This window comes from Gottfriedia luciferensis (genome assembly GCF_001712755.1).
GTDB classification, from domain to species: domain Bacteria; phylum Bacillota; class Bacilli; order Bacillales; family Bacillaceae_G; genus Gottfriedia; species Gottfriedia luciferensis_B.
On record NZ_MDKC01000034.1, the window covers coordinates 187,572 to 214,246 of the forward strand.

The 26,675-nt window shown below is 32.8% G+C and carries 27 protein-coding genes; 2 read left to right on the forward strand and 25 right to left on the reverse strand.

Translation table 11 applies throughout. The annotated features are described in order from the left end of the window. Window positions 1-112: 112 nt before the first annotated feature. The 21 genes from trxB to BED47_RS18985 all read right to left on the reverse strand — a co-directional run bounded on the left by trxB (window position 113) and on the right by BED47_RS18985 (window position 20,418). Window positions 113-1,060 carry a thioredoxin-disulfide reductase gene (gene trxB, locus BED47_RS18880; protein ID WP_025568724.1) on the reverse strand — a complete coding sequence of 316 codons (948 nt, stop codon included), beginning with the start codon at window positions 1,058-1,060 and terminating at the stop codon, window positions 113-115. A gap of 214 nt (window positions 1,061-1,274) precedes the next feature. Further along, complete coding sequence (locus BED47_RS18885; RefSeq protein ID WP_025568725.1) at window positions 1,275-2,774, reverse strand: tetratricopeptide repeat protein; 1,500 nt, start codon at window positions 2,772-2,774, stop codon at window positions 1,275-1,277. A 175-nt stretch (window positions 2,775-2,949) separates the two neighbouring features. Then, window positions 2,950-3,450, reverse strand: a complete 501-nt coding sequence (locus BED47_RS18890; RefSeq protein ID WP_069034930.1) for an acyltransferase — start codon at window positions 3,448-3,450, stop codon at window positions 2,950-2,952. Then, complete coding sequence (gene ppaX / locus BED47_RS18895) at window positions 3,447-4,094, reverse strand: pyrophosphatase PpaX (RefSeq protein ID WP_025568728.1); 648 nt, start codon at window positions 4,092-4,094, stop codon at window positions 3,447-3,449. Before ppaX ends, BED47_RS18890 begins: the two co-directional genes overlap by 4 nt. Before the next feature lie 12 nt (window positions 4,095-4,106). Beyond that, window positions 4,107-5,048, reverse strand: coding sequence for a nucleoside recognition domain-containing protein (locus BED47_RS18900; protein ID WP_025568730.1), 942 nt, complete (start codon window positions 5,046-5,048; stop codon window positions 4,107-4,109). Between the two features lie 28 nt (window positions 5,049-5,076). After that, on the reverse strand, window positions 5,077-5,889 hold the full coding sequence (gene lgt / locus BED47_RS18905; protein ID WP_025568731.1) for a prolipoprotein diacylglyceryl transferase: 813 nt from the start codon (window positions 5,887-5,889) through the stop codon (window positions 5,077-5,079). A gap of 21 nt (window positions 5,890-5,910) precedes the next feature. Beyond that, window positions 5,911-6,852 (reverse strand): HPr(Ser) kinase/phosphatase, encoded by a 942-nt coding sequence (gene hprK / locus BED47_RS18910; protein WP_069034931.1) that lies wholly within the window; start codon window positions 6,850-6,852, stop codon window positions 5,911-5,913. A gap of 284 nt (window positions 6,853-7,136) precedes the next feature. After that, window positions 7,137-7,511 carry a phage holin family protein gene (locus BED47_RS18915; RefSeq protein WP_025568733.1) on the reverse strand — a complete coding sequence of 125 codons (375 nt, stop codon included), beginning with the start codon at window positions 7,509-7,511 and terminating at the stop codon, window positions 7,137-7,139. Then, window positions 7,512-7,706 carry a PspC domain-containing protein gene (locus BED47_RS23810; RefSeq protein ID WP_025568734.1) on the reverse strand — a complete coding sequence of 65 codons (195 nt, stop codon included), beginning with the start codon at window positions 7,704-7,706 and terminating at the stop codon, window positions 7,512-7,514. It abuts the gene before it with no gap. Window positions 7,707-8,037: 331 nt separating this feature from the next. Then, on the reverse strand, window positions 8,038-10,896 hold the full coding sequence (uvrA, locus tag BED47_RS18925; RefSeq protein ID WP_029715322.1) for an excinuclease ABC subunit UvrA: 2,859 nt from the start codon (window positions 10,894-10,896) through the stop codon (window positions 8,038-8,040). A gap of 14 nt (window positions 10,897-10,910) precedes the next feature. Continuing rightward, entirely contained in the window at window positions 10,911-12,896 is a 1,986-nt protein-coding gene (uvrB, locus tag BED47_RS18930; RefSeq protein ID WP_025568737.1) for an excinuclease ABC subunit UvrB, read from the reverse strand. A 293-nt stretch (window positions 12,897-13,189) separates the two neighbouring features. Continuing rightward, a complete protein-coding gene (locus tag BED47_RS18935) occupies window positions 13,190-14,455 on the reverse strand; it encodes a hypothetical protein (RefSeq protein ID WP_069034932.1) in 1,266 nt (421 codons plus the stop codon). 13 nt (window positions 14,456-14,468) lie between these two features. Beyond that, window positions 14,469-15,311 (reverse strand): hypothetical protein, encoded by an 843-nt coding sequence (locus BED47_RS18940; protein WP_069034933.1) that lies wholly within the window; start codon window positions 15,309-15,311, stop codon window positions 14,469-14,471. After that, complete coding sequence (locus BED47_RS18945; RefSeq protein ID WP_025568296.1) at window positions 15,308-15,997, reverse strand: ABC transporter ATP-binding protein; 690 nt, start codon at window positions 15,995-15,997, stop codon at window positions 15,308-15,310. Before BED47_RS18945 ends, BED47_RS18940 begins: the two co-directional genes overlap by 4 nt. Beyond that, window positions 15,998-16,390: a GntR family transcriptional regulator gene (locus tag BED47_RS18950; RefSeq protein WP_025568295.1), complete on the reverse strand. Its 393-nt coding sequence runs from the start codon at window positions 16,388-16,390 to the stop codon at window positions 15,998-16,000. It abuts the gene before it with no gap. Between the two features lie 414 nt (window positions 16,391-16,804). Further along, complete coding sequence (locus tag BED47_RS18960; RefSeq protein WP_069034934.1) at window positions 16,805-17,101, reverse strand: DUF5345 family protein; 297 nt, start codon at window positions 17,099-17,101, stop codon at window positions 16,805-16,807. Beyond that, window positions 17,094-17,633: an RNA polymerase sigma factor SigY gene (gene sigY / locus BED47_RS18965; protein ID WP_069034935.1), complete on the reverse strand. Its 540-nt coding sequence runs from the start codon at window positions 17,631-17,633 to the stop codon at window positions 17,094-17,096. The genes BED47_RS18960 and sigY overlap by 8 nt, the downstream gene beginning before the upstream one ends. Before the next feature lie 149 nt (window positions 17,634-17,782). Continuing rightward, window positions 17,783-18,388 (reverse strand): flavin reductase family protein, encoded by a 606-nt coding sequence (locus BED47_RS18970; RefSeq protein WP_025568291.1) that lies wholly within the window; start codon window positions 18,386-18,388, stop codon window positions 17,783-17,785. Between the two features lie 16 nt (window positions 18,389-18,404). Next, window positions 18,405-19,010 carry an alpha/beta hydrolase gene (locus tag BED47_RS18975; protein ID WP_025568290.1) on the reverse strand — a complete coding sequence of 202 codons (606 nt, stop codon included), beginning with the start codon at window positions 19,008-19,010 and terminating at the stop codon, window positions 18,405-18,407. A gap of 2 nt (window positions 19,011-19,012) precedes the next feature. Then, window positions 19,013-19,954, reverse strand: a complete 942-nt coding sequence (locus BED47_RS18980) for a ring-cleaving dioxygenase (protein WP_025568289.1) — start codon at window positions 19,952-19,954, stop codon at window positions 19,013-19,015. A 20-nt stretch (window positions 19,955-19,974) separates the two neighbouring features. Next, window positions 19,975-20,418, reverse strand: coding sequence for a MarR family winged helix-turn-helix transcriptional regulator (locus tag BED47_RS18985; RefSeq protein WP_069034936.1), 444 nt, complete (start codon window positions 20,416-20,418; stop codon window positions 19,975-19,977). A gap of 258 nt (window positions 20,419-20,676) precedes the next feature. Between BED47_RS18985 and BED47_RS18990 the strand changes: the two genes are divergently transcribed. Continuing rightward, the gene (locus BED47_RS18990) at window positions 20,677-21,387 is read left to right on the forward strand and encodes a polysaccharide deacetylase family protein (protein WP_069034937.1); all 711 of its coding nucleotides are present in this window, start codon (window positions 20,677-20,679) and stop codon (window positions 21,385-21,387) included. Window positions 21,388-21,389: 2 nt separating this feature from the next. Here the strand turns inward: BED47_RS18990 and BED47_RS18995 are convergent, their stop codons facing one another. Continuing rightward, a complete protein-coding gene (locus BED47_RS18995) occupies window positions 21,390-21,971 on the reverse strand; it encodes a VanZ family protein (protein WP_069034938.1) in 582 nt (193 codons plus the stop codon). 267 nt (window positions 21,972-22,238) lie between these two features. On the opposite strand from BED47_RS18995, the gene BED47_RS19000 reads away from it, so the two are divergent. After that, complete coding sequence (locus BED47_RS19000) at window positions 22,239-22,895, forward strand: glycosyltransferase (protein WP_069034939.1); 657 nt, start codon at window positions 22,239-22,241, stop codon at window positions 22,893-22,895. 66 nt (window positions 22,896-22,961) lie between these two features. On the opposite strand, the gene BED47_RS19005 is transcribed toward BED47_RS19000, so the two are convergent. From BED47_RS19005 to BED47_RS19015, 3 genes are all read right to left on the reverse strand, one after another. Then, window positions 22,962-23,750, reverse strand: coding sequence for an EcsC family protein (locus BED47_RS19005; protein ID WP_025568284.1), 789 nt, complete (start codon window positions 23,748-23,750; stop codon window positions 22,962-22,964). Window positions 23,751-24,376: 626 nt separating this feature from the next. Further along, window positions 24,377-25,261, reverse strand: coding sequence for an RNA polymerase sigma factor SigJ (gene sigJ / locus BED47_RS19010; RefSeq protein WP_069034940.1), 885 nt, complete (start codon window positions 25,259-25,261; stop codon window positions 24,377-24,379). A 20-nt stretch (window positions 25,262-25,281) separates the two neighbouring features. Further along, window positions 25,282-26,586 (reverse strand): FAD-dependent oxidoreductase, encoded by a 1,305-nt coding sequence (locus BED47_RS19015; protein WP_025568282.1) that lies wholly within the window; start codon window positions 26,584-26,586, stop codon window positions 25,282-25,284. Window positions 26,587-26,675: the final 89 nt, after the last annotated feature.

Genomic DNA, 26,675 nt, shown 5'->3' on the forward strand with positions numbered 1-26,675 from the left:
ATATTACAGTAACTATATTTCAAGAGAGTTACACCCTAATTACATATAAGTTTCAGAATATTACAATTTTGTTCACAATTCTAAAACTTAATTTTATCGTTTTTAATCAAGATTAGTTAGTTTTAGATAATTCTTCTTTTAATTCTTCAATATAATGTTGTACTGCTTGAGCAGCAATACTTCCGTCTCCAGTAGCTGTTACAACTTGACGTAAAGTTTTTTCACGAACATCACCAGCAGCAAAAATACCTGGTACTCTTGTTTCCATTACATCATTTGTTTCAATATAACCATTTTCATTTGTAATACCTAAACTTAAGAATGGTTTTGTTAATGGCAGCATGCCAATATAGATAAATACGCCATCAGTTTTAAATTCAGATTCTTCACCATTTTGAGTATCTACAAGCGTTACGCTACTTACTTTACCATCAGTTCCGTTTACTTCTTTAATTGTTGAATTCCAAATAAATGAAATCTTTTCATTTGCAAATGCACGGTCTTGAAGAATTTTTTGAGCACGTAATTGATCTCTACGGTGAACGATTGTAACTTTAGAAGCATATCGAGTTAAATATACGCCTTCTTCTACCGCTGAATCTCCGCCACCTATAACTACTAATTCTTTATCCTTAAAGAATGCTCCATCACAAACAGCACAGTAAGATACACCACGTCCTCCAAGCTCTTGCTCACCTGGAACACCAATTTTTTTGTATTCTGCACCAGTTGAAATAATAATTGCGCGTGTTTTGTATTCTTTTTTACCAGCAATGATTGTTTTATATTCTTTACCGTCGATAATTTCTTTAATGTCTCCATAAGCGTATTCAGCACCAAATTTTTTCGCATGATCAAACATTTTATTTGATAAATCCGGGCCTAAAATACTATCAAAACCTGGGTAGTTTTCAATTTCTTCAGTATTTGCCATCTGTCCACCTGGAATACCACGTTCCATCATTAATGTAGAAAGATTTGCACGAGATGTATATACAGCTGCAGTCATCCCTGCAGGACCAGCTCCAATGATAATAACATCATAAATTTTTTCTTCCATTTCTTAATCACTCCTTGTACTTAAATGGCTAATTGCCCTACTTCATTAACTAACACTATCCTAATACGCGATGACATAAAACAACAAATCATATGCTCATGATAAAGAAAACTCTTCGACTGACGAGCCTTCACCTTCGAGTACAAATCCTTGCTGCCAATTTATACTCACCTTAATGAGAAATAAAGAAAGCTTGCATTAACACCATCTGGTATTAAAACAAGCTTCGAATGGCGCTAATGCCTTTATTTAATAAATAGGTAGAGATATTATAGTTTGCTGCAATTTTCTTTTGTGATACACGATTTACTTCATTTTCAACAAGATAATGTGTAGCAGCTAATAAAACCTCTTCACTTACAGGTAATTCTTTATATTTTACTGTAAGTTCACAAATAGCGAAAAACCATAATTGAAGATGATTACGTAGTATTATATAATCTTCTTCCCAAGTTGTCTGTACTTTCTTTGCGCCGTTAATCGCAATATTCAATGACGGATGAGGCTCTAGATAACACATATTATTTAGTAGAACTTGTTCTAATTGTTCATCGAGACCAATATTTTCTAATGGATTCAAATCTTGAAGGATTGAACTAAATTTTTGTTCATAATAATATTCCTTCATAAAATAGATTAATCCCCATCTCTCACTATTCGAATTGGAGTGTTTTGCTTGGTATTCTGTTTCAACCATTAATTGTTCAATTTCATTTGATGAATGCTTTTTTTCAGCCCATGGAGCCAATTCCTCATGATCATCAAATTCACTTGTCATTTCAAAATTCCAAATACGTTCCGCCGTTTCAATTCTTCCAGATTGATATGCTGCATCACAGAACATATAATAAAACTGTATTTCACGATCTGGTCGTTCCATGTACAGTAAATTAAATAACTTATAAGCTTCTTCATACTTCTTGAACTGATAGAAAAGTACGCCAAGCTTGTGGCGGTGCTCTTCAGAAATTGGAACAATATTTGATAAGCCTTCAAGATATTGTAGAGCAATTTCTTGTTCGTTTAATATTCTTTTTAACATTGTTAAATGAATTAAAGCTGATAAATTACCTGGATTTTGTTCTAAAACATATTGTAATACTCTTTCAGCTTCTTCAGGATTTCCTAAATGAAGCTCTACTAAAGCTAAGTTATTATAAGCTGGCCAAAATTCTTGATACTTATCAACAATATTAAGTAAAGTTGTTTTAGCAGATTTCCAATCATGATTTGCCAAATAGCTTGTAACTCGCTCTTGAAGTACTAATAAATCATCATTAATACTTAAATCATCATCTTCTTCACTATGAATAATATCTAAATAGTCTTCTAGTTCTTCTAATTGCTCTTCATCCGTGCCAATTTCTAAATACTTTTGAGCATACAAATTGGCTTTTTGGAATAATCCTAATTCAAAAAATGCAAATGCTAATAAATAATATACATCCTCATTTGTTGGATATTTATCTAAAATATATTCTAAAATAGTTATTGTAGTTTGATATTGATGTAATGATAAAAGTTTTCTAGAAATATCTATAAGAACTGTTTGATTTTCTTCATTTTCAGCAGCTTTTTTCAAATAATAAATCGCTTGCTCAGAATCGTTACTATTATAAGCTTTCATCCCTTTTTCGTAGAAATAATCTTTCGGTAACGAGAACGAAACGACATTATGAAGTTGATTTGTTTGATTCCCCAAATTTTCAGACATTCGATCCTCCAGTTTTTCAAGCTTATCACAGTATATCACATAAAAAGAGGAAATAGTCGCCGTCCAAATTATAAGAATTTTAAACGAACGTACAATTTCCACATTATCTAAATAAGTTGTCAAAGTATTATTTTAACCGAAACAAAAAATATTGAAAACCACTTTTTTTAAGAGTTTAAATAGTAGTTTCAGATTGAGGTAATGAAATAATAACCATAGGATTACCTCCAACAAATGCACCAGCTGGAACGTCCTTGTTGACAAGTGTTGCAGCTGAAACTTTCGCACCATCACCTATTGTGACCCCCGGCAGAACTGTCGTGTTTGCACCAACTAACACATTATTACCAATAATGACTTCTCCTAATCGATATTCATTAATTAAATATTCATGCGCCAAGATTGTTGTATTATAGCCGATAATCGAATTCCTACCAACTGAGATTAATTCTGGAAACATTAAATCAGGCGTTACTTTAAACGCAAAGGATGTATACTCTCCTACTTTCATTCCAATGAGATTCCGATACAACCAGTTTTTCAATCTAAAGAAAGGGATATAACGGGCTATTTCAATGACAATAGTATTTCGAAATGTTTTCCAAAATGAAACAGTCTTGTACACTTGCCAAAGTGAATTTTCACCTTCAATTAGGTACCGTTTCGTTTTCCTCAATTCTCATCAATCCCTAAAATTGGTAAGAGATCACTCATCTTTTCAAGCATATAATCAGGTTTAAAAGTAGCTAAAAATTCTCTTCCTTTTAGTGACCAAGCAACCCCTGCTGTTTTCGTTCCAGCATTTTGACCACCTTCAATATCATGGTAATTATCGCCAACCATTATACTCTCTTCAGGAATAGAATTTAATTTTTTAAGAGCTAATTGAATAGGTTCTGGATGTGGCTTTGCATTTTGTACGTCATCTATTGTGATAACAATATCAAAGAATTGCTTTAATCGACTAAAACTTAAACCCATTTCAACAACATTTCGTGCCTTTGTTGTTACAATCCCTATTTTATAGCCTAATTTGTGTAAAGTTTCGATCGTTTCATAAACCGTTTCATATTCCTCAACAAACTCATCATGCATCTTCATGTTAAAACGACGATATTCCGAGATGAACTCTTCAACTCTTTCTTCATCTACCGTAGAGAATGATTCAGTTAAAGTTGGCCCCATAAAGGGTATAACATGTTCACGTTTATATTGTTCAGGATAATATTTATTCAAAGTATGCAAGAATGAAGCAATAATTAATTCATTTGTATTGATTAAAGTACCATCTAAATCAAAAAGTATCGTATTTATTTTCATAAGATTTCCTTTCTATTTCATTTCAGCTTTTAAACTAGATTCTGTTTTTCTACCAACTCTACCTACAATTCTTGCTACGATACAAGTAACAACTAATGCGACAAAAAAACGAATTAAAAATAAGTATAAAACTGGAATCCCTAAAGGAATAAAGAGAAGTGTATCTTCTACTACAGCATGGCATGCTACTAAAAATAAGAAAACGAGGTATAAATCTCGTTTCGAAACACCATCTTCTTTAACAGCTTGAATCATAACACCTGCTCCAAAAGCTAATCCAAAAAACAATCCCGCAGCTAATGTAACTCCAGCTTTTGCTTCAACACCGATTAATTTAGTAAATGGAGATAATGCTTTCGTTATATAATTCATCCACCCAAAATCTTTTGCAATTTGAATAACTAGCATTAAGGGGAAAACAATTTTAATAAGATTAAAAATACCCATTAATGACGAAATGATAGCATTATAAACGATATCCCATCCCGACTGGTTAACGCTTTCTGCAACAGCAATGCCTTTATGAACAATTTCTGTTCCACCAGACCAAAAGAAATGGATACAAATAGCAGAAATAATTGCAAATCCAATCCTTACTAAAACAACAAAGGATGCTCGAACTCCTACAGCAGTAGCTACTGTCGTTTCAACAAATAGATTATGAGAAAAACTTAACATAACTGCTAGGATTAATGCCTCCTTAACAGTTAAATCCATCGGTAGCATTGCTCCAAGGGCCGCATATAAATTTAAAACATTTCCTAAAACTAATACTAATGCTGCATCTCCCTTTAAACCGATAAAACTCATTAATGGTTCAAGAATATTCACAAACCAGTCCATTAGTGCAGTTTCTTTAATAATCGTTAAAATGAAAGAAATAGGGAAAATTATTTTCCCTATTTTCCAAGAAGTTTGTAAACCAACTAGTAACCCTCTCTTTAAAGTTTCCAACGTGCTCCCCACTCCTGTTTTTACAAACTTATGCGTCTAAATAACGCTCCTTCGATAATCCTTTAACTCTTCGATAAACAAGAATGAAAATAGATAATATGATAATGACGACTGATATAAATTGAGCCATTCTAATTGTACTTGTTAACATTAAACTATCTGTTCTTAGTCCTTCAATAAAGAAACGACCAACAGAATACCAAATTAAATAAGTTAAAAACATTTCACCACGTCTTAGATTCACTCTTCTTAAAATTAGTAAGAAGATAATCCCTAATAAACTCCATAATGATTCATATAAAAATGTTGGATGATAATACGTTCCATCAATATACATTTGATTAATGATCCAAGTAGGTAAATGAAGACTTTCTAAAAATGATCTAGTTACTGGACCACCATGAGCCTCTTGGTTCATGAAGTTTCCCCAACGTCCAAGCATTTGGCCTACTAAAATACTTGGTGCTGCGATATCGGCAAGCTTCCAAAATGAAATGCCTCTTTTCTTTGCAAAGAAATAACTAGCTATAAATGCTCCAATTAAACCACCGTGAATAGCTAATCCACCATGCCAAATGGCCGGTATTTCACTAACATGCTTAGAATAGTAGCTCCACTCAAAGAGTACATAATAAATTCTAGCCCCTATAATCGCAGAAGGTAGAGCTACTAAAATAAGATCCAAAAATGTATCATCAGGTATTCCACGTCGTTTACTTTCACGAATTGCTAACCATAAACCTAATACAACACCTAATCCGATCAATACCCCATACCATTTTATTGAAAGAGGACCTAAGTGTAAAAATACTTTATCTAATGGCTGAATATTTGACTCCATTCCAATTTCCCCACTTTTCCATTAAATTAAATCACTAACATTATTACCGCCTTGAATTACTTTTTCTAAACGATCTGCAAATTGCTGAGCTGCATTTACACCCATATTTTTCAAACGGAAATTCATCGCTGCTACTTCAATAATAACAGCTAAATTTCGACCAGGTCGAACAGGCAATGTGATTTTCGAGATATCAGTATCTAATATTTTAAGTTTTTCATCGTCTAAACCAACTCGATCGTAAACCTTTTGGGAGTCCCAAGTCTCCAAATCAATGTTCAACGTAATACGCTTGTAATTACGTACAGATCCTGCTCCAAAAAGAGTCATTACATTGATAATTCCTAATCCACGAATTTCCAATAAATGCTCAATTAATTCTGGCGATGAACCAATTAGCGTATCCTCATCCGTTTGACGAATCTCTACAGAATCATCTGCTACCAATCTATGACCACGTTTTACTAACTCTAGGGCCGTTTCACTTTTACCAACTCCACTTTTTCCAGTAATTAATACACCGACACCGTAAATATCAACTAGTACACCATGTAACGCTGTAGTTGGAGCAAGTTTAGCCTCTAAATAACTCGTAAGTCTACTATACGCTTTAGTTGTCTTACTGTTTGATAGTAAAATAGGTACGCCAGTTTCTTCCCCAGCTTCAATTAATTCGGGTGGAATGTCTAAACCTCGCGTCACGATAATACAAGGCGTATCATCTGCACAAAGCTTTCTTAATCGACCGTGTTTTTCTTCGTCAGTTAAGTTATGATAAAAAGTTAATTCTGTTTTCCCTAATATTTGTACTCGATCAGATGGATAGTATGTAAAAAATCCTGCCACCTCTATACCTGGACGAGATAAATCAGTCGTGTTAATCGAACGATTCAAACCTGCACTTCCACTAATGACCTCTAATTTAAAATACTCAACTAAATTCTTTGTACGTAATTTAGCCATACAAGCCTCCTAAGGATTAATAATTATGTATTATCTCTCATATTGTACCATTTTTAAACTTTGTGGGAAAATGTCGACAAGTCACTAACCGCGCTAGAACGATTAAAAATCATTAATGTAAATGTGAATTTATCACGATATTTAGTAATTTCAATAGCTTTAGCATTTAATGATACCAAGTTATATAACAACAGAGTTCACATAATGTTCAAAAATCCCATTAATCTAAAAAACAAAAAAAAGAGACTCTCAAAAGTACTTTAACTTAAGAGACTCCTCTTTTTCTACCGTTGACTATTCTTTTTTTTATCCTTTGAACCAAATACAAAATATTGAATTAACATACTGAATGTACTAATTAGAATCGATGCAATAATAGCTGTTCCAAAACCATTTACTCTTAAGGCATCTCCTAATAAATAATCAGTAATTTCAAGCGTAAATGCATTAATAATAAACAGGAATAATCCCATTGTAAAAATGGTTACAGGTAAAGTTATTAATATTAAGATTGGGCGGATAATTGTATTTAAGATCGATAACACCAACGCAGCAATGATAGCCGTTGGAATATTTTTCACATAAAAATCTGGTTGCAGAAATCCTGCTACTACAATAAAAACTAAGCTATTAATAGCTAATGAAAATAACCATCTCATTTATTTCACGTCACCCTCTTCTGGTACAACAAATATCCATATTAAATATACAAATAGTAGTGCTCCAAATCCTACGAAGAATAATATAACAAACAGTAAACGGATCAATGTACTGTCCAAATTAAAATACTTACCTAACCCACCACATACACCCGCAAGCATAGAATCTTTAGAAGATCGATATAGTTTTTTCACAAAAATCTCCTCTCTATCGATACGCCCTCATTTTTTTATCATTACTAATTTTTTTATTTTCATTATTTATTCTATGTTAAAACATTAAAGAAATGTGGACTACTTTTCAAGTAAAAGGAACTATGAATGACACTAAGTCCTAAATACAAACAATTATATACTTTGACCGTTTCAACACTCTGACATAGAAAAAGAAGAATAGTTGATTTCCGTTCCAGATTACTCGCTATCCAGCTAATTTAACTGGAGTTGAGCACTCTTTTCGTTCTAATCAACTACTCTACCTCATCAATATTTTCAATAACTATAACTTATTAAAAAAGAGATTTTTTTAAGATTCCATCAATGCCAATCTTTTTTCCATTCTAGCTTTGTCACGTTCTAATACAGCTTTTAAATACTTACCAGTATGGGACGCTTCGACTTTACATAGCTTCTCTGGTGTACCGGTTGCTACAATCGTACCACCTTTGTCTCCACCTTCTGGTCCTAAATCAATTAGATGGTCGGCCGCTTTAATGACATCTAGATTATGTTCAATTACAAGTACAGTATCTCCATTATCTACTAGTCTTTGTAATACAACTAATAATCGTGCAATATCATCAACATGAAGTCCTGTAGTAGGTTCATCTAAAATATATAACGTTCTTCCATTCGTACGTTTATGAAGCTCGGAAGCAAGTTTTACACGTTGTGCTTCTCCGCCAGATAAAGTCGTAGCAGGTTGACCTAATGTAATATATCCTAAACCTACATCATTTAACGTTTGAAGTTTACGTTTAATCTTAGGAATATTTTCAAAGAATGAAACTGCATCCTCAACTGTCATATCTAAAACTTCAGAGATCGATTTATCTTTATACTTAACTTCTAAAGTTTCTCGATTATATCGTTTACCATGACAAACCTCACATGGTACGTAAACATCAGGTAAGAAATGCATTTCAATTTTAATGATTCCATCGCCTCGACATGCTTCACATCTACCGCCTTTAACGTTGAAGCTAAAACGACCTTTCTTATAACCGCGAACCTTTGACTCATTCGTAGCGGCATATACATCTCGAATATCATCAAATACACCAGTGTAGGTAGCCGGATTTGAACGAGGAGTACGACCAATTGGTGATTGATCAATATCAATAACCTTCTCCAATTGTTCAATCCCTTTTATTTCTTTATGCTCCCCTGGACGTACTTTCGATCCATTTAATTTTTGAGCTAATGATTTATATAAAATCTCATTAATTAATGTACTTTTCCCTGATCCTGATACACCTGTTACTGCAACGAACGTACCTAATGGGAATGAAGTTGAGACATTTTTTAAATTATTTTCTTTTGCTCCAACAATTTTAATTTCACGTCCATCGCCTTTTCTACGTTCAAGCGGTACAGGAATAAACTTCTCACCTGATAAGTACTTCCCTGTTAATGAATTTTGATCATTCATTACTTCACTTGGTGTTCCTTGTGAAATGACCTGTCCACCGTGAATACCAGCTCCCGGTCCGATATCAATTAAATAATCTGCTGCTAGCATCGTATCTTCATCATGTTCTACAACTATTAATGTATTTCCGATGTCTCTCATATTTAACAATGTTGAGATTAAACGATCATTATCACGTTGGTGTAATCCAATTGATGGTTCATCCAAAATATATAATACACCAGTTAGTCTTGAACCAATTTGAGTCGCCAAACGAATCCTTTGAGCTTCTCCACCAGATAATGTACCTGCAGCTCGGTTCAATGTTAAATAATCTAAACCTACATTTACTAAAAAGCCTAAACGCTCTCTAATTTCTCGAAGGATTAGATTTGCAATTTTTTCTTGTTTTGGCGTTAAATCAAGCGATCCAAAGAAATCAAATGCTTCTTTAACTGACATTTTTGTTACTTCACCGACATGCAAGCCACCAATAAAAACAGCAAGTGCCTCTTTTCTTAGACGATGCCCTTTACAAGTTGGACAATGTTGTTGAGCCATATATTTTTCCATTTGCTCACGAATAAAATCTGAAGATGTTTCTTTAAAACGTCTTTCTACATTCGAAATAACACCTTCAAATTCAATCATTGCTTCACGTACATGACCTTGCTCGTTATCATATTTAAAATAGATTTGTTCGCCATTACTACCATAAAGAATTTTATCTTGCAGATCTTTTGGTATGTCTTTAAATGGAATATTCATATCAATGCCGTAATGATTACAAACACTCTCTAGTAATTGAGGATAATACATTGAGCTAATTGATTCCCACGGTGCTATAGCATTTTCTTTAAGAGTTAATTCATCATTTGGGATAACTAAGTTTAAATCCACTTCTAATTTCGTTCCTAATCCATCACATGAATGACAAGCTCCAAACGGGCTGTTAAACGAAAACATACGTGGTTCTAATTCCCCAATTGAAAATCCACACAGAGGACATGCATGATGTTCACTAAAAAGTAATTCTTCTTCACCTATAACATCAATGATCACTCGACCTTCTCCTAGTTTTAATGCTGTTTCAAGAGAATCAGCTAATCGAGATGCTACACCATCTTTTACAACAATACGGTCAATTACAACTTCGATTGAATGCTTCTTATTTTTCTCTAATTCTATTTCATCAGATACATCAAATAGCTCACCATCAACACGAACGCGAACGAACCCTTGTTTTTTAATTTCTTCAAATACTTTGACATGTGTCCCTTTACGACCAGATACCACTGGAGCAAGCACTTGAATTTTTGTTCGTTCAGGGTACTCCATTACACGATCTACCATTTGTTCGACTGTTTGAGAAGTAATTTCAATACCGTGATTTGGACAAATCGGAGTCCCAATTCGAGCATATAAAAGTCTTAAATAGTCGTAAATCTCTGTTACAGTACCAACTGTCGAACGAGGATTTCGGCTAGTCGTTTTTTGATCAATTGAAATCGCCGGTGAAAGTCCTTCGATTGAATCTACATCAGGTTTATCCATTTGACCTAAAAATTGACGAGCATACGCAGATAGTGATTCTACATATCTGCGTTGACCTTCTGCATAAATCGTATCAAATGCTAGAGATGACTTACCTGATCCAGATAAACCTGTCACAACTACTAATTGATTACGAGGAATCGTAACATCGATATTTTTTAAGTTATGCGCTCTGGCCCCTTTAATAATTATTTCATTCATACTTTTCAAGTTCTTCACCTCTCAGACTTCAATTCTAATATCAAGTCACGAAGTTCTGTTGCTCGTTCAAAATCAAGCGCCTTCGCTGCGTCCTTCATTTCCATTTCAATTGATTGAATAAATAAATGACGTTCTTTTTTGTTCATCTTCTTATATTTAGCACTAATGCCGTTTTCATAAACTTCTTCTTCTTCAGCAACAGAAGTAGCTCGAATAACATCACGTACTTGCTTAATAATTGTTTTAGGTGTGATTCCATGTTTTATGTTATATTCTTCCTGAATCTCACGACGACGTTTTGTTTCATTAATAGCAATATTCATCGAATTCGTCATTTTATCAGCATACATAATAACATGACCATTTGAATTCCTTGCAGCTCGACCAATTGTTTGGATTAATGAACGTTCAGATCGTAAAAATCCTTCTTTATCTGCATCTAAAATTACAACTAATGAAACTTCAGGAATATCGATCCCTTCACGTAAAAGGTTAATACCAATTAAAACGTCATATTTACCTAAACGAAGATCACGAATAATTTCAATTCGTTCAAGCGTTTTTATTTCAGAATGTAAATAGTTAACTTTAATACCGATTTCTTTCAAATAATCCGTTAAATCTTCAGACATTTTCTTCGTTAATGTAGTAATTAGTACTCTCTCATTTTTAGCAATGCGATTACGAACTTCATCAATCAAATCGTCAATTTGACCTTCAATTGGACGAACATCTATCGTCGGATCTAGTAGACCTGTTGGACGAATAATTTGCTCTACTTTCTCAGGACACAACTCTAGCTCATATGGCCCAGGTGTCGCAGTTACGTAAATAGTTTGTTGAACCTTTTCCACAAACTCTGCAAACTTTAAAGGTCGATTATCCAATGCTGAAGGCAGACGGAATCCATGATCTACTAATACTTGCTTTCGAGCTTGGTCACCGTTAAACATTCCTCGGATTTGCGGAACTGTAACATGTGACTCGTCAATTACCATTAAGAAATCTTCTGGAAAATAGTCTAATAATGTATAAGGCGTAGAACCTGGTGGTCTCAGCGTCAGATGACGGGAATAGTTTTCAATTCCTGAACAAAACCCCATCTCGTTCATCATTTCCAAATCATATCTAGTTCGCTGCTCAAGCCTTTGTGCTTCTAGTAACTTACCGTTATCTCTCATTTCCTTTAATCGTTCTTCTAACTCAACTTCAATATTTTTAATGGCAATTTTCATCTTTTCTTCACGTGTAACGAAGTGGGAAGCCGGGAAAATTGCAACATGTTCACGGTCACCTAAAATTTCACCTGTTAAAGCATCCACTTCTCTAATTCGCTCAATTTCATCACCAAAAAATTCCACACGAATACAGTGCTCATCACGTGATGCCGGGAATATTTCAACAACATCTCCACGAACTCGGAATGTACCACGTGAGAAGTCAATATCATTACGCGCATACTGAATATCTACTAGTTTATGTAATAGTTCATCTCTACTAATTTCCATTCCAATACGAAGAGAACAAACTAATTCACGATATTCTTCAGGAGAACCTAAACCGTAAATACAAGACACACTCGCTACAATAATGACATCCTTACGTTCAAAAAGGGAGGAAGTCGCAGAGTGACGTAATTTATCAATTTCATCATTAATACTTGAATCTTTTTCAATATAAGTATCCGTTTGAGGTACATAAGCTTCTGGCTGAAAATAATCATAGTAACTAACGAAATACTCAACTGCATTATTAGGAAAGAACTCTTTTAATTCACTATATAATTGCCCTGCTAATGTTTTATTGTGAGCAAATACTAATGTTGGTTTTCCTACTTCTTTAATTACATTTGAAATGGTAAACGTTTTTCCCGTACCTGTAGCACCTAATAAAACTTGATGCTCTTTACCATTTTTAACCCCATCAACAAGCTGCTTAATCGCATTTGGTTGATCGCCTTGAGGTGAATAATTAGAAACTACCTCGAATTCCTGCTCCATCTTCCCCGCCTCCATTTCCAAAACATACCTATCCTTCTATTTTACCACAAAATTTCAAAAATCAATCAAAAACAGAACAAACGTACTTTAAAATTTAATTATCTTTACATATTATCGATGTTTATGGACGAATTCAAGTAATTAAACTAGAACGTATATTCTTTTAGTAAACAAGAAAGTAGTAAAGCAAAGAAAAAAGAACAGGAATAAAGAAATAAGAAGGAGTAGGAAAAGATTTATAAGTTTATAAAATCTTTTCCTATAACCAATCTCTTATCTTTTTCCTGCCCTACTTATTCAACCTGAAAATCATATACTTGTAATTTCTTTAATGCTTTACTAGATTTTCCTTTAAAATTCTTCACTTCAATCTTGCCTTCGAAAACACTTTGTCCATTTGTTAAATCAACAATAATGAAATCTTTACTGATTTCCCCTGGATTTTCAATATTCGTAATTGCATATAGTTTTCCATCAATGATTTTATAATTTGAAAGATTATTACCATTAATTTTAGAAGCAAGTACTGGTACACCTTCAACTTTTTTATTTTTAAGGTTATACTTTAATACTGAAAGATCTTTATCACCGTTCGTTATAAAATACAAGTTATCTTTATCAATGATTACATTACTTTGCTTCAATTGTTCTTTTTGTTCATTCGATAAATTTAAAGGTTCTTCTTTATCAGTTTCTAAATTAAATACGAATACTTCATTACTAATTTCTTCAGTTGTTGTTTCTCCATTCGTTTGAACCGTATCCTTTAGTTTTGCCTTTTTGTAAATACTGAATTTAGAAGGAATAGTTTGATCTGATTCTGATATCGTATTTTGTAATTCAGTATGAGTATGTGTTTTTTGGTCATTGGATGATTTATTAATCACTTTACGATTAACAATTTTCTTTTGGTTTACATTAATTCGATACATAACTAGTTCAGTTTGCTCGACATTCACATCAGGATTTGTATTATTATCTGTCATTTTATTTTGATAAGTAGTAACAACTAAATCTTTACCGATTAATTGTACATCCTCTACATTTATATATGAGTAGTTTTCTTCACCTGGGATATCTATTTTAAATTTATAACGGTCTTTATTTTGAAGATCGAGACCATCTATATACATTTTAAAATGATTATTTTGATGCGCATACGTACCATCAAGTTTTCCACCTTTTACCTCGGCGTGCCATGCAAAATCTTTATCGATATAAAATTGAGTAGAAGAAATTTTTCCGCGCATAAAGTTTCTTTCTTTCTTTTTTAAATCATTTAATTTTTTTAAGTTATAGTATTCACTATCAAGGTCACTAAGAATCGAATTATTGTCTTTATATTCACTACCGTCAGTAGTAATACTTAAACCTCTACCACCTTCTTGACCATATCCACCGCTAATCGTTAAATCTTTAACGTATTTTGAATCTCCATTTTCGGTCTTTAAGTAAAATTTAGGCAACTTGCTTTCTGACATAGCTACTTTCGTGAAAAACGTACCTAAACTGATTGTCGTGACAACGGCTATTACTGCCAAATTACGATATCGCTTCATTCTAAACTCCTCCTTACACCGATACTTTGTTTTTTAATAAATATTTACTAAATAAGATTGAACCTGTAATAATGATTGCAATAAGACCTATTTCCATATAAATGACTTCGCTTGGATAAAATGAGAAATCATTTCCAAAAACGTAAGATTGAATAATCTCTGGTATAAGAATTAAAACTACAATCGCCATAGCGTATAAAATCCCAAATAATATACCTTTCCAGCGATAACTACGTTCTAATAATATGAATGTGAAAAGAGTAAACACTAAGCCTATTCCAATAAGATATCTAAAAATAAAATCTACAAAATTACTTGGTAAAATCATTTGAAAAATATTAGGGCCCATAACAAGATCAACTGTATTCATTTTCCCTAAAAGTTCACCTGGAACTATTTGTTGAAATACGTTAATTTCAATTGGTAAAAGGATTAGTTGAAATGCCAGTAAACTCAACACCATAATTAAGATTGTAGTCGCTTTAGCAAAATAAATGGTCATTCTTGAAGTTGGTAACATAAATAAACGGTAAATAAACGTATTTTTTCCGAAATAATCTCTGTACCAAATGATAAAAACATAGAACATCATTAAAGCGACACTGATCACAATTGGCCCAATAAATAATGGATGATTAGCAACATGATTAAAGTTTAGCAATCCATTCGATGTAATAAATTCCTCCGTTGCTTTCAAAGAACTCGCGTAATTTGCTTCATTCGCTTGGCTCATATACGAGGACTTTACTACAAATAAACTTACAAACTGTGAAATAGCAACTACTATTAATAACCCTATATATAATTTAAAAAATCGATTAACTTCAAAATTAACTAGTTTTAAATATCGATTCACGATTCATACACCTCTCTCATAACGTCCATCACTGACTTACCTTCTTCTAATCGTATTTCTTCTGTATAAAACTCTTTCAGAATTTCGCCGTTATCTAATAAAACGACCTTATCAATTAAATGCTCAATATCACTAATTTCGTGCGTAGTTATGATCACGCCTCGATCTTCTATTAAGTGACTCGTAAACACTTTTGCAATTTGCTCTCTACTAAACATATCGATACCAGAAAAAGGTTCATCCATCAGAACATAATCAACATCTAACCCTAAACCAAAAAGTAAATTTGCTTTTGCAGCATTCCCTTTTGAAAGCTCACCTAGTTTTTCATCTTCCTTTAAACGGAAAAAACCAAGTAATTCTTTAGCACGCTCTGGATTCCAATTTACATAAAAATCCTTCATAAACTGCATTGCTTCTCCAACTGTAAAACTAGGTAGCATTGTAAGCGTATCTGGAATAAATGTGATATTTTCGTACATTGTATGGTTCATTTTCTTATCATCTATTACTATTTCACCGCGATCGATTGGTGTAATCCCCATTATCGCCTTCATTGTTGTAGACTTACCAACACCGTTAATACCAATTAAACAAGTGATTTCTCCTTTATTTGCTGTGAAAGATATATCACGTAAAACATTTTTCCGACCATATTTTTTTGAAACATTCTTTACTTGTATCATTTAAGCCTCTCCTTTCCCTTCTTCTTTTATCTTTTGTTCATAGTTTTGTTTCACCATCGTAAGTAACTCTTCAACCGGAACATTTATTACTTTAATTGAATCAACAAATTCATTTACTGCTTCCATAATCAATTCATTTCGTACACCATTTAACACTTTTATATCAGTCGTAATCTTACTAGGGAAATTTCGTTCAGTCGTAATCAATCCTTGTTCCTCCATTTCCTTGTATGCTTTTTGTACAGTATTTGGATTTATATTAAATTGAACAGCTAATTCTCTTCTTGATGGTATTTCTTGACCAGCTTCTAATAGTCTTTTGGCAATTTGTTGTTTAAAATGCCTAACGACCTGTAGATAAACCGGTTCACGGTTATTCACTATAAATTCCATCAATCCACCTCCTCGTTCTTAATACAATTTAATTAGTATGTGTGTGTACTACTTAGTTCATACACTTAATACATAACTATGCGTATTACTCGATTAATACACCTTATACGTGTACTATACAGGTAGTACACGTATATTGTCAAACATAAATTTAAAAATACTAGACTTAATTGAACCGTTCCAATTAGTCTAGTATTTCTACACGATCCTTAATTTAGTTTTTTTCGATCTTTTCGAACAACTAAAAAGTAAAAGAAGACACTAGGCCAAGGGAATTGAATCATTCCTAACAGCCCCCATAACCAGGCTGAACGATTTCTCTTTTTAGCGTTTGTAAAAAGTGTGATACTTTGAGTTATTAAAATTATAAAGACTAAAACTAAAATGATGATATTTTCTGTTGTCCATTCCACTTTAGATCAACTCACTTTCAATTTTCTTTTTATCTCGTTTAAAAATAATCGGTAGTGCAATAAAGCCTAAAGCTTGAATAATAACAATGCTTACTGGTGCCTCTAAAGTAATTAGAAGTGCCCCGATGAATAGACTGCAAGCTACACAAATGAATACGATTAGTTCTTTAAGATAAATGGTTTTCTTTTTTTCCTGATGAACATTAAGTTTTTCTGTAATCTCACTGATTGAAGGTTCATGTACATTCGTTAATTCATCAAACTGCTTAAATGCTGAAACAATCTCTTCTTTATCCATCTTGCATTAACTCCTTTCTTAATTCCTTCATTCCATTATGAATTCTTGATTTAACCGTTCCTTCTCGAATTCCCATCATATTTCCAATTTCTTCGTTCGTATAGCCGTAGTAATGCTTTAATAATATAGCAGTTCTCACATCTGATTTAAGCTTTTCAAAGCCCTCCATAATATCACTCCACTCAAACCCTTTATAGGCTAACTGCCAAGTTAAGGAGCGCGATAACTTTTCAGACTCATTTTTTTGCCAAAACCATTCGCGCTTTTTCCTTCTTTGTTGATCTAAATAAAGTCTAGTTGCGATTGTAATTAGCCAAGTTGAAAATTTGGATTGACCGTTGTATTTCTTAATATTGTCATAACTTTTCAACATCGTATCCTGCACTAAATCTTCTGCAGTTTGTTGATTTAGGGTCATTTTTAAAACGTATTTATATAAAAAGGAATAATGGATTTGAAAAAGTTTAGCAAATGCATCTTGGTCACCTTGCTGAGCATACTTTATAATTTCTTGTTCATCTAAATCCGCCATATCTTCCTCCCTTCTTGCTAATCTATACAATTTTTATTTGGTTTCATTTGTTATACGAATAAGTTCTGCATATCGTTCATTTTTCTTTTAATTTTTTTCAAAAAAAAAGTGAAGGGGAAATTCTACTTTCCCCTTCACTCTTATTAACCTTATTTAGGACGATCAATCGTAAACATTTCTCCAACCTTAGCATAGTCATTCCCTGCTAAACGGCTAACTGCTTTTAAGCCATCTGCATCTATACGTCCATTTTCATAAATTTCATCTTCTATATGAAAATAAACAACCTTGCCTATTAATAAGTCGCAAGCCTCATTATCTTTTCCTAATGGAATTGCCTGTTCTAAAATACATTCCATTCGAATTTTTGACTCTTTCACTCCTGGAACTGAAACCTTTACACTTTCTACAGGTGTTAATCCTGCTAACTCAATTTCACTTTCAGTAGATGGCAAAGCAGCAGCTGTTTTATTGATCGCTTCAACATTCGATTCATCAACGATATGAACGACGAACTCTTTTTTCTCAATCGCATTTCTAGCTGTATCTTTTTGTTTACCATTTTGTCGCTGAACAGATACAGATATCATAGGTGGATTAGCCGTTACGATGTTAAAATAGCTAAATGGTGCTCCATTTAAGACATTCTCATTTGATTCAGTTGTCACAAAAGCAATTGGTCTTGGAATTATACCGCCAATTAAGAACTTATAATTATCACGATCACTTAAATCTGCTGGAGAAAAAGATTTCATCATTATTGCATGCTCCTTAAAAGTTATTTTCGTACCAATCAGTTGCTGCTTCAATTTCCGATCTAGTTAAGCTATGCCCCATGTTTTCCCAATGAGTAACGACTTTTGCACCGGCACCTTCTAACAATGTTGCTAATTCTTCTGTTTCTTGTGGTAAACAGATTGGATCATTTTTTCCTGCCCCAATGAAGACTGACACATCCTTCATATTTGGCAATTCTAAATCACGAATCGGTACCATTGGATGCAATAGCATTGCGCCTTTAAATACATTTTCGTAATGGAACAGTAGACTACCAGCAATGTTTGCACCGTTTGAATAACCAATAGCAATCATATTATTTGGATCAAATCCATGTTCTGCGGACGCCGTTTCAATAAACTCTTTTAATTCTTTTGTACGGAAAACTAAATCATCCATATCAAATACACCTTCAGCTAATCGCTTAAAAAAACGTGGCATTCCATTTTCACTTACATTTCCTCTTACTGATAATACAGAAGCTTCATCATCGATCATCCCTGCAATTGGTAATAGATCAAGTTCATTCCCACCTGTACCATGTAATAATAAAAATGTTGGCTTCGATGGATTACTACCTCTATTAAATACGTGTTTCATCGTCATTCTCCTTTCACTTCTCTAACAACAATTGGTTGCAAGTGATTTTCTATTATTTCACGATTTGGTTCCTGCCACTTTGGTAGCATTAACTGTTCTCCTAAATGGTCTATATTCTCATCAATCGTAAATCCTGGTGGATCAGTTGCAATTTCAAATAATAACCCACCATTTTCACGAAAATAAATTGCATTAAAGTAATTTCGATCTTTTACTTCAGTAACTCCATAATGATTATCATATAATTTATGTTGCCATTTTACATGTTCTTCATCATTACTTGCTCTCCAAGCAATATGGTGGACAGTTCCCACTCCCATAACGCCTCTTCCTACTGCTGCTAATTCAATATCGATAATATTTCCGATGTCACTAGCAGCTTTGAAACGTAAATAGTTACCTTCTTGACCTAAGCATTCTAATTCCATTACGTTTTCCAACAGTTCAGCTGTTTTATTTGGTGCTCCAGAATATAAAACTGCACCACCAAACCCTTTAATTGCTACATCCTTTGTAACACCATTAAATTCCCAAGTATTTTCCTCGCCAGCTTCCCTTTCTACTAATTCAAGCTGTAAGCCGTGGAAGTCTTCAAATTGAAGAAATGTTTCTCCAAATCGACTTACTTTTTTTGTTTGAATTTTAAAAGATGTTAAACGGTTTTCCCAAAATTCCATTGAGTTAGCTGGGATTAAGAATGTTGTGATTCCTACTTGCCCACTTCCTACTTTTCCTCTGTATGCATTTGCCCAAGGGAAGAAAGTCATGATCGTCCCTGGTTTTGCAGTTTCGTCTCCAAAATAAAAGTGATACGTACCTGGATCATCAAAATTAATTGTTTTTTTCACAAAGCGTAAACCTAAAATCCCAGCGTAAAAATCCATATTTTCTTGTGGATCACCAACTATCGCAGTGATATGATGTATGCCTTTCATTTTCTCCATAAACTTTCCTCCGTTCTAATTCACTTTTTATTTAATTTCCTTAATAAAGTAAGTAATTGAAATTGCTCTTCTTCGGTTAATTTGCTGAATTGAGCTTGTTGAAACTCATCTTGTGAAGGTACGATTTCTTCATACATTTTTTGACCTATCTCTGTTAAAGAGAGATATTTGTTTTTCCATTCCACTTCTCTTTTAATCCACTGAAGCTCTTCCATTTTCTTTAATAGATGAGTCACATTTCCTTTTGTAACAACTAATTTATCGGCTAATTCTTGCTGAGTAAGACGCTTATTTCTCCCAACATGGACAATTACATCAAATTGAGCAGTCGTCAGTCCCCATTTTTTCAATTGATTATTTGATTCTCTAACATTTTTAAGATAAAAACGCGCTAATCGAAACCAAAGTAATACTGCTAAATTTTTTGATTTGTTTGTAGAAGCTTCATTATGACTATTTAACATTTTTGCACCTCTTTGATCGATCTTGTTATCAGTTTAATACTAAACTGATAACTTTGCAAGTAGATTGTTTGAACTAAATAAAAACCTTTTAAAAAAAAAGAAAAACTGTTGATTTCCGCTTCAGGACGTAATCTTCACTCTTTCACTATTTCTTTCTACAGTATTAAATTCCCTTTAATTTCCTTCTTTTATTCTTTTTTTAATTAGTGATGATATAATGATGTTTAATTTCAATAACTAGAAAGACAGGTAAAATAGATGAAAAAAAGACTACTGAAAATAAGTGCAAGTATTCTAATTTTATTTCTTATCTTATTTGGATTCTATAAACTAATGAATGCGAGATCTTTTCAGCTTTTTGGGGGATTAACAAATGAAGTAAACACTAACCAAAAAGTAGTTGCTTTAACATTTGATGACGGTCCAACTAAAAATGTTGATGACATACTACCACTTTTAGATCAATACAATGCAAAGGCTACTTTTTTTCTAATCGGTAATGAAATTGAAAAGAATCCAGAAGAAGCTAAAAAAATTGTAGATGCGGGACAACAGATTGGAAACCATACATATTCTCATGACAGAATGGTGCTAAAATCACCTTCATTTATCAAGAACGAAATTGAAAAGACAGATAAACTAATACGAAAAGCTGGCTATAAAGGGGAAATTGAGTTCCGTCCTCCAAATGGAAAAAAACTATTTGGCTTACCGTATTACATGCATAAACATAACCGAGAAACGATCACATGGAATTTAGAGCCAGATACTTTTTACACAAATCCTCAAGACAAAATAAACTATGTAAAGAAAAATATTAAACCGGGTTCAATTATTTTAATTCATCCGATGTATGATAAAACTGGCAAAGAATTAGAGACAATTAAAGGAATTTTGGATTTATTATCGAAAGATGGATATAAATTTGTGACAGTGAAAGAGCTTCAGAAGGTACAAAAAGACAAGTAGCATTATGCTCCTTGTCTTTTTATATATTGATTATCGGTTTTTTTCTTTATAGAGAATTTAGTGCTTAAACTAAAGACTATAACTCCTAACACAGAGCCAAATGTATTTAATAATAAATCATCAATGTCACAAGATCGATAATTATATCCAAGAATAAAACCAGTAGCTCCTTGTATTATTTCAATCCCTAAACTTACAGTAAAACCAACTAATATCACTTTATACTTCGTAATCATTGGATATAGAACTGGCAAAGCAAACCCTAACGGCATAAATAATAAAATATTTCCTCCAACTTGCTTTAAAGCAATTGAAAATGATCCATAACTTATTGAATCTACAACTACTTTAAAAGGGACAAAATTATTTGTATATCCCAAGTAATCCTCAATCATGACTTGAATTAGATATTTCTGATAAGGAAATGGGAACAAAGTAATATCCAATAGGCAAGTAATATAGATGCCAAAGATAATCCAATATAAATATTTTACTAGAGTAATATAACCTTTAACGAATCTATAACCAAAAAATAAAATGATTAAAGTCATGATAATGATACTAGGATATAAAAAATTTAACATTGCTGTCCTCCTCTTCACCTTCCAAGGAAAAAGGGTAAAACACTTGAAGCGTTTTATATCCACTTTCCATTTTTTACCATAATTCATTATTATACTATATCAAAATTACTATTTTTTATATAGTCTTATATTCTCCACATTAGTGGCATTTTCTTTAGAAAAATTACTTTCATAAATGAAATGAATGTAAAAACTTTGAATATTACTTAAAAAAAAATCCAAAATAATACTGGTATATTTTGAAAACATCTCAAAGGAGACATCTAGATGAAAAAACAATTACTAAAATTCACATCTCTATTTTTATGTTTTGCACTAATTTTATCCCCTATTAAATCCAGTGCCCAGCATGTTGATAATCGAGTTCAAGGAAGATGCATAAGTAACTCAGCATGTAATTTCAAAGCAGATATGAGAAAGCTTTGGATGGATCATTTAATATGGACTAGTAAGTATATTGTTAGTGCTGTTGCTGGAATGCCAGATAAGGACGTAGTACTAGCAAGACTCTTAAGAAATCAACAAGATATTGGGAATGCAATTAAACCATATTATGGTGCTGCCGCTGGAGATCAGCTTGCTAAATTACTAACCGACCATATTGTAATCGCCGGTAAAATTATTGATGCTGCGAAAGCAAATGATATGGCAACATTAAAAACATTGAACGACACATGGTTTAAAAATGCAGATGAGATTGCTGCATTCTTAAGTAAAGCAAATCCAAATTGGACAAATCAAGCTTTAAAAGACTTACTATATACACATTTAAAAATGGTAACAAATGAAGCTGTAACTAGAATAAAAATGGACTGGGATGGAAATATAAAAGCATTTGATGCTGGTCTTCAACATATGATCCCTATAGCTGATACAATTTCTTCAGGCATTATTAAGCAATTCCCAAATAAATTTAAATCTTAAACAAACGTTTGATTAAAAAACAAAAAAGATGAATTTAGCTCTAAACTAAATTCATCTTTTTTCTGCTTATTTTAAATCATGCAATCTTTCCATGATCCGTCTTTTTTTATAAAGCATTCTACCAGCTTCACCAACATCTTCAATTGCTTGTTTATTTACATATGCACCAAATATTAAGCCTGCAATTGGAATCATTTGAAACAGCTTCTTCCATCCCATGTTGTCACGATATGTATAAAATACTTCTCTCCAACCCTCAATTTGAGAAAAGGCTTTTTTTCCTTCAATATTTGTTAACTCTTCTAATATCGCTTTTTTACCAACTATATCAGCAGATGTAAATTGTAAGCACTTAATAATGAATACTCTCTCCATTTGATCATTTGGATCATAACCATAAGAAATCGCTATTTCTTGAAGTGTCTTTAATGTAAGTCCTAATAAGATTGGAATATCGATCGCAATTGTAAACATTCCACCAAAACCTGTGGTCGCTCCTTGGACTTTTGCAAATTGTTTACGACTAGCAATAAAATCATTCGAAACGCGATCCATTTGCTCAAGACTAAGTTGATTGACCATTTCAATTTCGGTTAGTTCCTGAATAGAAAGCTCCTTACTCATCCTATTTAAAGTTGAAGGAACACTAACTAAATATTGACCACCAGCATTCACATACTTAGATAGCTCATCTAAAATAACTCCAATCTTATCGTGAATGAACTTAGGTGTAATTTTATCCAAGATCATAAATGGAATTCTACCGATTTTCTCCCAAAAAAATACGCTTTTTTGATCTTTTTCCCATTTTTCAATTTCATTAAGCTGCGTAATTAGATACTCTTTCGTTTCCATAAACACTCCTATAATTTTTAATCTAAACATAGTAACTACTAAAACTATAAAGCTTTTTGTGAAAAAAACCAAAAATAAAAAAGGGCTGTTCTTAGACTTACACCCTTTTACTCTTTTGAGTAGTATGTTTCTTATTTTTGCTATTTTTACTTACTCATGAGTACCTTATAAGTTACTAAATTTCTTATTTTTGCTTTCGTACTTACTCATGAACCCTTTATGAGTTACTAAATTCCTCATGTTCTCTTTTTTACTTACGCATGAACCTTCTATGAGCTACTAAATTGCCCATTTTCAAATTTTTACTTACTCATGAACCCTCTATGAGTTACTAAATTTCTCATTTTCACATTTTTACTTACTCATGGACCCTTTATGAGTTACTAAATTCCTCATGTTCTCTTTTTTACTTACTCATGAACTCTCAATGAGTTACTAAATATCTTATTTTCGCTATTTTACTTACTCATGAACCCTCTATGAGTTACTAAACTTCTTATTTTCACTTTTTTACTTACTCATGAACCCTCTATGAGTAAGATGCTTTCGTTTTCTTACATCTAAAAAACAAGGTACCCCATAAAAAGTGGGACACCCTGTTCTAATGTTTAAAATGCTCTTGATCATCACCCTAAAAATCTTATTTTTTCAGGATTTCGAAGCATATAAATACTTCGATAACGGTCTCCTTCTATTTCAAAACAAATTACGGTTGGTTCTTCGCCTTCACTTTTAACAATTAAGCCAATTTGATTATTGATCAAAACAATTTCGGTTTCAGATGGAGAGTTTATTTTCTTCCTTACACCAACAAGGAAGGCAATAACATTTTTCTGTAGATTGATTGGGCGAAGAGCAGCTTTCGTTTTGCCACCAGCGTCTGTAATTAGTACGATATCTTCCGTTAAAAGTGAGATTAGCATATCTAAATTACCTGTTTCTGCAGCTTCAATAAATCGTTTTGCAATGTCTAGCTCTTGATTTAGATTTCGTTTTTCAACTACATCCTTACTTTGGACTTTGCGCTTAAGTCTACTGAATATTTTACGGCAATTCAATTCGGTCTTATTTAAAATATTTGCGATTGTTCGAAAGTCAAACTGAAAGGCTTCCCGTAATACAAATACTGCTCTTTCGGTAGGGTTTAACTGTTCAAGTAAAACTAAAAATGCATAGGTGATCGTTTCATCTAAAATCATCTTTTCCATCGGATCATCATTTAAATCTTCCGGTAATTTTTGAATAATCGGTTCTGGAAGCCATGGTCCTATATAAACTTCACGTTTATTTTTTGAGGATTTTAATAAATCTAAGCAACGGTTTGTCATTATTTTACATAAGTATGCTTTTATATTATTTGGCTCTTCTTTTGAGGTGGATTGATTCATCTGTTGAACTGTGAGAAAAGTATCCTGCACCAAATCCTCCGAATCCTCAACCGATCCTAACATACTATATCCGATTGAAAATAAAAGTGGCTTATATTGAGAATATAGATAGTCTACTTCCATGAAGTATCTTCTCCTCTATTTTAAATTAGTTGAAGTTCAAGCTTCTCATTTATTAGTTTAGTAGCATTTTTAGCACTCGTTAAAGATGCATTCAATAGAAGTTCTGTCTCCCCCACCCAGTCTCCTGCAATATAAATACCTTCTAAGCCAATATCACTATTTGATAAATGATTGTCTAATTTATGAAATGGCTTTTTTATGTCGTTAGAAACGATAAGCTTAGGAAGATAGCGACGTGAAATTACATAGTCTCTCCAACCTGGTTGAAGCAAATCAAGTAAGCTTTCTAGTTCTACCTCATCTTTTTCAGAATCTGTTTCGTTGACCGAGTTTAAATATTTCATTAGATGAACTACAATTTCGCCTTCTTTATTCGATAATTTCGCGACTGATGAATGATTTGAAAAATACCACGGTTGGTCAACTCCTAAAGCAAAGTTGAGTTTTGGATTTGGTAAACCATTCATTACAAGGTCAAGGCATGCAGCTTTTACAGGAATCGTTTGATTACATTTTTGTAAAAATGAATCTGAGATTGGCTCATCTATTAACTTAACAAAATCAATTGGATTAATTGTCGATAACAAACAGCTCGTGTTGATCCTAGTATCATTTTTCAAAATAAGATTTATGTTTGGATAAGTTCCAGTGATTTTAGACACTACTGTACTATTTTGAATCGTAACACCAAGTTGATTCGCCTTTTTAATTAGGTCATTAACAATTGATTGCCATCCTTCGTTTATATACATAACTTTCGCGCTACGAAGCTGACCAATTGCCACTCCTGCACTTATTAATTCAGAATTACTTGTAAAAGTAGATACACGTATAAAAGCTAAAATTAAATTCTTTACACGACGACTTGTTATTTTTCGATTTAAATATTCTTCTAAACTAATATGATTGATTTCCTCTAAATCCATTTTACGAATATGTCGGTAAAATCGAATAAATTCCATTTTTTCTTTCCATTTTAAATGATTACCCAAAAATAAATTAAATGCTTCGATTATTTTCATTTGACTAAATTGATCACCAAGAATAAATGCACCACTCAATTTTGGAACCCTGCCAGAAACAGTAACACCAACCTCATTTAAAATTTCGATACAGTTTATATATAATGCGTGTGCTCCAAGATTTAAATATGCATCGCCAATTGTATTCGAAATACCTCTCCCACCTAATTTAGATGCTTTATCCAATAGAAGTACTTTTTTACCTGCTTGAGCTAAGTAGATCGATGCAGTTAATCCAGCAATACCACCACCTAATACAGTAACATCCCATTTTTGATGACCATCTATTTGATTTAGTTTCATAATATTATCTCTCCCTTTCCTTTTCTTCACTAATTAAGACGAATGAAATCCAAAAAATGTGACATATAGTAGAGCAGGAATAGGAAAAA